Here is a 1687-nt window from a genome sequence, read left to right on the forward strand (position 1 = left end):
GCGGCCGAGTCGGGCGGTGCCGCGTGAGCACCGAGGACATCGCCGCCCGTTTCGCCCGCGAGACGGCCGAGCACGAGATGACCGTCCTGCACGACGACGGCCTGTACCGGCACCTGCGGTTCGCCGACCCGGACGGCAGCCACGACTGGTGGTCGCTGACCACCTGGCCGCACAAGCTCGCCATCAACGGGTCCGTGGGCACCTACGTGTTCTCCGTCGTGCCGACCGTGGACATGTTCGACCTGATCCGTCAGTCGTCCGGCAACGGCCCGAACTTCGACTACTGGGAGGAGAAGGTCGTCGCGTCCGGCGAGCCGGTCGTGTCGTTCGCCTCGGAGCTGTTCGAGAAGCGCGTCGCCGAGTACCTGGCGAAGTCCGAGCCCTACTGGCCTGGTGTGACGGCGGTGTGGGAGTCGGAGATCAACGGCTTCTGGACGCACTACGACACCACCACCGAAGAGGGTGCGCGGCATGCCATGCACCAGTTCAGGTACCAGCCGGAGGGCACGGCGGAGGCTGACACGTTCCGGTTCCGGGGCACCGGGGACTGGGACTTGCGGGCTCATGACTGGCGCTACATGTGGTCGTGTCACGCGGCGGTGGACGGGATCCGCCGGTACGACCTGCACCGCGCGATCCCGGCGGTCGAAGCCCCGCCCGCGAACCTCACTCCCGCGTGGCGCCACAAGGGCGTCCTGTACGACCTGACCAGGGACTACCGCGACCCTTCCGGTGACCACTGGCGGTGGCTCGGGACGTGGGACGAGGACGGCTCGCCGCAGGTGGTGTGCCTGACGGACCCGTCGGTGCAGGACCAGGCGGATCCGGCGGCAGCGAGCGACTCGATGGCGTCGCTGATCGGGCTGTACGACGAACCTCTTCGGCACCTGCGGCCGACCGTCGCGACCCGGGGCGGTGCCCATGCCTGAGAAGCAGACGCGTGGGTGGCACACGAGGTCGGCGGAGCGCGCCGGCCGGGTCCTGGAGAAGTGCCGCCGCAGGCGGGCCGCTTCGGTCTCCGACGTCGAGGACCTGCGGAACGTCGCAACCCGGATGGCCACCGAGATCGACCGCCTGCACGGAGTGATCCGCGCGAAGGCAGAGCGGTTGCAGGCCGCAGCGGAGATGCCCGCCTGGGTGCGCGAAACCACGCACGTCGTGATCGAGCAGCGCGGCGGCCGGGTCATCACCGCCTCCGGCCTGGACCTTCAGGACTGGTGGCGCAACGGCCGTATCGGCGAGGTGTTCGACGACAACGCCGCCGAGCCCTGCCATGTCACCGACGTCGGCCTGTTCCACCTGCACCTGACGTATGTCGACGAGGCGGGCGCCTACTGGGAGCACCGCGGGGACTGGCAGTACGACGAGCCGCTGATGTGGCGGGTCGAGGAGCCGGGCGGTACGACGATGTCGGTGCCGGAGTTCCTGGCGGACGTCCTGGCGCGTGGCCCGTTGACCCCGGCCCCGCGGCCTGTTCCCGCCGCAGAGGCCACCGCGTGACCGCCCCGACCGCCGCCGTCCCGCCCCCCGGGGCGGCGGCCCCCGGGCCCACCTGCCGCACCTGCCACGACACCGGCGTGTACCTCGCCGAGCCGGCCCTGGACTGCCCGGCATGCCCCGGGCCCCGCTACCTGGACGAGGGAGACGACGAGTGAGCCTCGTAGCCGAACGCCTGGCCACCCCGACC

The 1687-nt window shown here is 71.3% G+C and carries 3 protein-coding genes; all 3 read left to right on the forward strand.

Annotated elements, in window-relative coordinates; all coding sequences use genetic code 11:
- Positions 1-929, forward strand: a 929-nt coding sequence (locus ABZ374_RS48455; protein ID WP_360325226.1) for a phiSA1p31-related protein, incomplete at its 5' end; no start/stop codon positions are given.
- A complete protein-coding gene (locus ABZ374_RS48460; protein ID WP_360325229.1) occupies positions 922-1500 on the forward strand; it encodes a hypothetical protein in 579 nt (192 codons plus the stop codon). The genes ABZ374_RS48455 and ABZ374_RS48460, both read left to right, overlap by 8 nt.
- Complete coding sequence (locus ABZ374_RS48465; protein WP_360325232.1) at positions 1497-1655, forward strand: hypothetical protein; 159 nt, start codon at positions 1497-1499, stop codon at positions 1653-1655. The genes ABZ374_RS48460 and ABZ374_RS48465 overlap by 4 nt, the downstream gene beginning before the upstream one ends.
- The last annotated feature ends 32 nt before the right edge of the window (positions 1656-1687 follow it).

Source organism: Embleya sp. NPDC005971 (assembly GCF_040629175.1).
Taxonomy (GTDB): Bacteria; Actinomycetota; Actinomycetes; order Streptomycetales; family Streptomycetaceae; genus Embleya.